The organism is uncultured Flavobacterium sp. (assembly GCF_963925415.1).
Classification (GTDB): domain Bacteria; phylum Bacteroidota; class Bacteroidia; order Flavobacteriales; family Flavobacteriaceae; genus Flavobacterium.
In genome coordinates this window covers 35,819-42,013 of record NZ_CAWUTS010000076.1, presented here as the reverse complement: position 1 = coordinate 42,013, position 6,195 = coordinate 35,819, and the positions used below count along the sequence as shown (strand labels likewise).

Annotated in this window: 7 protein-coding genes and 1 pseudogene; all 8 read right to left on the bottom strand. The window is 31.7% G+C overall.

The annotated features are described in order from the left end of the window. Nucleotides 1–597 (bottom strand): annotated as a pseudogene (locus tag AABM47_RS06100) (alpha-mannosidase); the annotation flags it as partial. A gap of 130 nt (nucleotides 598–727) precedes the next feature. Then, nucleotides 728–1,222, bottom strand: a complete 495-nt coding sequence (locus tag AABM47_RS06095; protein WP_338410038.1) for a dihydrofolate reductase — start codon at nucleotides 1,220–1,222, stop codon at nucleotides 728–730. An 11-nt stretch (nucleotides 1,223–1,233) separates the two neighbouring features. Beyond that, nucleotides 1,234–2,058 carry a thymidylate synthase gene (locus tag AABM47_RS06090; protein WP_338410037.1) on the bottom strand — a complete coding sequence of 275 codons (825 nt, stop codon included), beginning with the start codon at nucleotides 2,056–2,058 and terminating at the stop codon, nucleotides 1,234–1,236. A 52-nt stretch (nucleotides 2,059–2,110) separates the two neighbouring features. Beyond that, complete coding sequence (locus AABM47_RS06085) at nucleotides 2,111–2,284, bottom strand: hypothetical protein (protein WP_338410036.1); 174 nt, start codon at nucleotides 2,282–2,284, stop codon at nucleotides 2,111–2,113. Nucleotides 2,285–2,328: 44 nt separating this feature from the next. After that, nucleotides 2,329–2,670 (bottom strand): hypothetical protein, encoded by a 342-nt coding sequence (locus AABM47_RS06080; protein ID WP_338410035.1) that lies wholly within the window; start codon nucleotides 2,668–2,670, stop codon nucleotides 2,329–2,331. Nucleotides 2,671–2,709: 39 nt separating this feature from the next. Continuing rightward, nucleotides 2,710–4,368: a nucleoside transporter C-terminal domain-containing protein gene (locus tag AABM47_RS06075; RefSeq protein ID WP_338410034.1), complete on the bottom strand. Its 1,659-nt coding sequence runs from the start codon at nucleotides 4,366–4,368 to the stop codon at nucleotides 2,710–2,712. Between the two features lie 18 nt (nucleotides 4,369–4,386). Then, entirely contained in the window at nucleotides 4,387–5,013 is a 627-nt protein-coding gene (locus AABM47_RS06070; RefSeq protein WP_338410033.1) for a bifunctional nuclease family protein, read from the bottom strand. 156 nt (nucleotides 5,014–5,169) lie between these two features. After that, entirely contained in the window at nucleotides 5,170–6,138 is a 969-nt protein-coding gene (locus AABM47_RS06065; RefSeq protein WP_338410032.1) for an electron transfer flavoprotein subunit alpha/FixB family protein, read from the bottom strand. Nucleotides 6,139–6,195 lie beyond the last annotated feature (57 nt).

Genomic DNA, 6,195 nt, shown 5'->3' with positions numbered 1-6,195 from the left:
TGCATAAACATATTGATTAGTTGCCCAAGCATCACTTCTCCTTAAAACTTCAATAGTTTTATCATCTATTATGTTTACTCTTCCTTCTAAAAGTTTATCTCGATGATTTAAATCCAAAATAATATTCGCTTGCCCAGATTTGTTAAATGTATATTCATGAAAACCTACTCGAGTTGAAGTGGTTAATCGAACATCAATATTATGTTTGTCTAACGTAACGCTATAAAATCCTGCAGAAGCTTTTTCATTATCGTGCGAAAATGCAGAAGAATAAACTTTATTGTTAAACGAAGGTTCGCCCATTGTAGGCATTAACATGATATCGCCAAAATCAGAAACGCCCGTTCCGTTTAAATGCGTGTGCGAAAACCCATAAATGACATTGTCTGAATAATGGTATCCCCCACAACCATCCCAACTGCCATCAATTCGTGTGTCAGGAGACAATTGTACCATTCCATAAGGAGTTGTTGCACCAGGAAAAGTATGTCCGTGGCCACCAGTTCCAATAAAGGGATTAACATGTTGAGCGAAATCTGTAGTTTGTGAAAATGCTGTTGTGGAAATAAAGACTATAAAAAAGAATAATTTTTTCATGTTGATTTATAAAAGTACCATAAAATTGAGAAAATTATATGGAATAAACAATTTTATAGATAAAGACTCTAATTTTACATTATCAAATGGTTATTTGTTTTTTTTTTAAGTTAAAAATAAAAACAAAGTTTTATGCTTTTTTTACATAAGTTAAATACGTGAAATCAAACGCATGCTTTTCATCTTTTGAATGAAATTCAGATTCAATAACATTCCAAACATTGGTGTCAATTTCAGGAAAAAAAGCATCAGCTTCAACTGTTGTATGAACTCGAGTTAGTTCAATTTTATCAGCAATATCAATTGATTGTTGATAAATTTGTCCGCCACCAATGATAAAAACTTCTTCGTTTTCTGGAGAAATTTCAATAGCTTTTGTTAAACTATTTACCACTATACACCCTTCAGGAACTTTATAATCTTTTTGTCGAGTGATGATTACGTGTGTTCTATTAGGTAAAGGTTTTGGGAAACTTTCGAATGTTTTTCTTCCCATTACAATATAATGACCAGAAGTTAAAGTTTTAAAACGTTTAAAATCATCTGGCAAATGCCAAACTAAAACATTATCTTTTCCAAGAGCATTGTTTTCTGAAGTGGCTGCGATTATTATAAGATTATTCATGATATAAAAATTTAAACGGCTACTGCACCTTTAATATGTGGATGAGGATCATAACCTTCTAAAGTGAAATCATCAAAATTAAAATCAAATATGTTTTTTACTTCAGGATTTAAAATCATTTTAGGCAAGGGTTTGCATGCTCTAGAAAGTTGCAATTCCAACTGTTCCATGTGGTTGTTGTATATATGAGCATCTCCAAATGTGTGAACAAAGTCTCCCAATTGCAAGTCGCATACTTGTGCAATCATCATGGTAAACAATGCATACGAAGCAATGTTGAACGGCACACCTAAAAAGATATCGGCACTGCGTTGATACAATTGACAACTTAATTTTCCATCAGCTACATAAAATTGAAAAAAGGCATGACAAGGAGGTAAGGCTACTTTATTATTAGCTACATTTTCTGCAAAAGATTTTGAAGTGTCGGGTAAAACACTTGGGTTCCAAGCCGAAACCAACATTCTTCTACTATTTGGATTATTTTTTAAAGTATCTATTAGTTCGCTTATTTGATCAATTTCTTCTCCATTCCAATTGCGCCATTGATAACCATAAACAGGGCCTAGGTTTCCGTTTTCATCGGCCCAATCATCCCAAATTTTAACGCCGTTTTCTTGTAAATATTTTATATTGGTATCGCCTTTTAAAAACCAAAGCAATTCATGAACAATAGATTTTAAATGTAGTTTTTTAGTTGTAACCATCGGAAATCCTTTAGTCAAATCAAAACGCATTTGATAACCAAAAACGCTTTTTGTTCCTGTTCCTGTTCTATCGCCTTTTTGGTTTCCGTGTTCTAAAACGTGTTTTACTAAGTCGTGATATTGTTGCATTTTTTTAATTTAGAAATTAGAATTCTGAATTTAGAAGTTTTAAAATTAAACTTTAATTGGCTTTTTTTTTTAAAGTATAGCCAGCAATATTAAGTCCAAAACCAATAAAAGTAAATGCTCCTGCAATAAGTGCAGCTTTATTGGAATTTGGAAAATTAATTAATATCATTAAAATTCCAAGAAGTATAACGATACTTAAAACGTATAAAATTTGATGTGTTTTCATGTTATTTATTTTTAATTTATTTTATACTGAGTTTGATTCAGTATCTATTTTGTTTTTATTCTGTAAGAATTAAAATTGTTTTCTAGACTGTTTAAATATGCATAAACTAATAATGGAAAGCTAAATGATAAATAAGCAATTAACCCAAATTTTAATGTAATAATTAACGAAATAATAGAAACCAAAACGCTTAAATAAAGAATAATTTTGTTTGATTTTGCAAAAATTTTATTAAGGTGTATTTTGTCTTTCTTGTGACAAGATAAACAAGTATAAGGCAATTCATCTCCCTTTTTCATTTGAAGAGTGCCTCTGTCGTCTTCCTCTATTTTTATTTTGTTTTCTGCCTTACAAAAAGTACAGTTAAAAAAATGATTTAAAAACATAAGTTCAATTTATAATTTATTATTTTACAACCTATGTATTTATCCAATAATCATTCCAGCAATAGTTGCCGAAAGTAGCGAAGCTATGCTTCCCCCAATTACAGCTTTTAGTCCAAATTCCGATAATGTTTTCCGTTGGTTTGGCGCCAGAGATCCAATACCGCCAATTTGTATTCCGATAGATGCAAAGTTGGCAAATCCACATAACATATAGGTAGCCATAATTACAGATTTATCATATGTAAAATGCATACTATTGGCCATGTTTTTCAATTCAGCTAATTGTATGTATCCTACAAATTCAGACGCAACTAATTTAACACCTAATAATTGGCCCATTAGCATCATGTCTTCTTGGGCTACACCTATTAACCACATTAAGGGCGAAAAAACAATTCCTAAAATTGTTTCAAGTGAAAAAGCTTGATAAGGTGTGTTGTGCGCAATAACTTCATTCAATCCAGACCAGCCGCCAATCCAACCAAGTGTGTAATTGATCATAGCTATAAAAGCAATAAAAACCAACAGCATAGCTGCTACATTTGCCGCTAATTTTAAACCTTCTGTGGTTCCTGTAGAAATGGCATCAAGTATGTTTGATCCAATTTTTTCTTTAGAAACTTCAATATTTGAATTTATTTCTTCCGTTTGAGGATACAATATTTTAGAAATAACAATAGCGCCAGGAGCTGCCATAACAGATGCGGCCAATAAGTGTTTAGCAAATTCCAGTCGTAAAACAGGATCGTTTCCTCCCAAAAAGCCTATGTAAGCGGCTAAAACACCACCAGCAACGGTTGCCATTCCTCCAACCATAACTAAAAGCATTTCAGACTTATTCATTTTTTCTAAATAAGCTTTGATTAAAAGAGGTGCTTCGGTTTGGCCTAAAAAAATGTTTCCAGCAACGGATAAACTTTCTGCACCTGAAATGGATAATAATTTAGTTAAAAATTTAGCCATTCCTTTTACGATGATTTGGATAATGCCCAAATAAAACAGTAGTGAAGTTAACGCTGAAAAGAATATAATAGTCGGGAGCACTTGAAATAAAAATATAAAACCAAAACTATCAATATTCATCATTCCTCCTAAAAGAAATTCACTTCCAGATCTTGTAAAGTCTAAAACTAATACAAATAAATGCCCAACAAATTCAAAAACAGATTTTACAAAAGGCACTTTTAATACACCGACAGCTAAAATTAATTGTGCAAAAATTCCAATTCCAACTGTTTTCCAATTGATTGCTTTTTTATTACTGCTAAAAAAATAGGCGACAAGTAACAGCGAAATCATTCCAAGTATTCCTCTCCAAACACTGGTAAAAGTCATTCCTTTGCTTTTAATAAGCTGGTCATTTATGTTTTTATGTTTTTCTTTTTTTGAGGCAAAAAATGAATATACTTTTCCTTTGTTTTTTATAACTAAAGTAGAATCTGTTTTAGCTTCAATAATGAATCTCTTTGTGGGAGATTCAGAACCGTTTTCGAACAAAAAGATAAAATTTTCTTGAACCAAATAATCTCCTTTTTGATTGATGCTGTCGTTGATGATTTGTAGTGTGTAAGTACCTTTTTGAAGCTCTAAATAATCATCTTGTGATGATGATAGCTGCCATTTTCTTTCGATTTCTTGAGCATTCAAAGCATTTAAGCTGAAGCATACAGCCAACAATAAAACTATTTTTTTAAACATTTTGTTTGGTTCGTTTTGTTAAGATTCTTTTTTTGAAATTTCATCACGTATGTGTACAGCTTTTTCATAATCCTCGTTTTGAACGGCTACATCTAGTTTTTGGTAAAGCTCTTCTAAGGTAAATTGACTGTAACTTTCTCCTTTTGAAACAACATCTTCTATTCCAAAAGTTTTAGGAGATGATAAAACACCATCATTATTAACGTCGTCAATCTCTGACTCTAATGGATTTGTGTTTAAATAAACTCCCGCTTTGTCAAGTATATTTTTGTATGTAAATATAGGTGCGTAAAACCTTAACGCCAGAGCAATGGCGTCTGATGTTCTGGCATCAATTATTTCTTCAATCTTATCTCTTTCGCAAATAATACTTGAATAAAAAACACCATCGACTAATTTATGAATGATAACTTGTTTAACTATAATATCAAATCGATCTGCAAAACTTTTAAACAAATCATGCGTTAAAGGTCTTGGAGGTTTTATTTCTTTTTCGAGAGCAATTGCAATCGACTGAGCTTCAAAAGCGCCTATTACAATGGGCAATTTTCGATCGCCATTTACTTCATTTAAAATGAGTGCATATGCACCATTTTGTGTTTGACTGTAGGATATGCCTTTTATAGTTAATTTTACTAAACTCATGGAGATTTTAGATTGTTGATATTATAATTTATGTTCTAACTAGATGGTCTTTTCAATAGATTTAAAAAGCTTAGTAGAATTCCAAAAATAAAAAAAAGAGCCATCTAAACAAAGATAGCTCTAATTTTAATATAATTTATTTATGAACATTACTTTTTAAGCATTTGCTGCTTTAAAAGCTTTTAATTTTTCTATCAATTTTGGAACAACATCAAATGCATCTCCAACCACACCATAGTCTGCTACTTTAAAAAAAGGAGCATCTGCATCTGTATTGATAACAACTTTTACTTTTGATGAATTAATACCCGCTATATGTTGAATAGCTCCCGAGATTCCAATTGCAATGTATAAATTTGCTGCGACAGGCTTTCCGGTTTGCCCTACGTGCTCACTATGTGGCCTCCAGCCTATATCTGAAACAGGTTTTGAACAAGCTGTTGCGGCTCCCAGAACCGAAGCTAACTCTTCGATCATTCCCCAGTTTTCAGGACCTTTTAATCCCCGACCAGCAGAAACAACTATTTCTGCATCGGCTATAGTTACTTTTCCGGATACTTTTTCAATACTTTCTACTTTTACAGCAAAATCTGCATCAGTCAAAGTTGGACTAAAAACTTCTTCTGTAAGATTAGATTTTGTTTCAATTAATCCAAATGAGTTTTTAGCAATTGCTAATACCTTTATTTCAGTACTGATTTCAGTTAAATTAAATGCTTTATTAGAAAAAGCGGTTCTTTTTACCTGAAAAGGACTAAAACTTGAAGGTAGTTCGACAACATTGGAAGTAAACCCTGCATTTAAATAAGTAGAGACAAGAGGTGCTAGATACAAACTATCTGTTGTTGAAGAAAGTACAATTATTAGACTCGATTCTTTTTTAGCTGCTTGTTTAATAACATCTGCATATGCTTTTGCACTAAACTTTAATAAAGAATCATCCGTTACTTTTAGTACTTTGTCTACACCATAATCTGCTAATTCTGATGTAGAATTTGCATTAATTGTAAGGGCAGTAACGGTTGTTCCTAACGAAGTTGCAATCTTTTTTGCATAAGAAGCTAATTCAAATGCAACTTTTTTATATTTTCCTTCTGATGATTCTGCGTATATTAATATGGCCATGATATTTATTATTTATTTTTTTATTTTTTTGAATTTAATGAGGCAAGGTATGCCTCC

Excerpts from the sequence above, each read along its gene's own strand:
- AABM47_RS06095 (WP_338410038.1), bottom strand. The coding sequence starts at position 1,222 with ATGAATAATCTTATAATAATCGCAGCCACTTCAGAAAACAATGCTCTT.
- AABM47_RS06090 (WP_338410037.1), bottom strand. The coding sequence starts at position 2,058 with ATGCAACAATATCACGACTTAGTAAAACACGTTTTAGAACACGGAAAC.
- AABM47_RS06085 (WP_338410036.1), bottom strand. The coding sequence starts at position 2,284 with ATGAAAACACATCAAATTTTATACGTTTTAAGTATCGTTATACTTCTT.
- AABM47_RS06080 (WP_338410035.1), bottom strand. The coding sequence starts at position 2,670 with ATGTTTTTAAATCATTTTTTTAACTGTACTTTTTGTAAGGCAGAAAAC.
- AABM47_RS06075 (WP_338410034.1), bottom strand. The coding sequence starts at position 4,368 with ATGTTTAAAAAAATAGTTTTATTGTTGGCTGTATGCTTCAGCTTAAAT.
- AABM47_RS06070 (WP_338410033.1), bottom strand. The coding sequence starts at position 5,013 with ATGAGTTTAGTAAAATTAACTATAAAAGGCATATCCTACAGTCAAACA.
- AABM47_RS06065 (WP_338410032.1), bottom strand. The coding sequence starts at position 6,138 with ATGGCCATATTAATATACGCAGAATCATCAGAAGGAAAATATAAAAAA.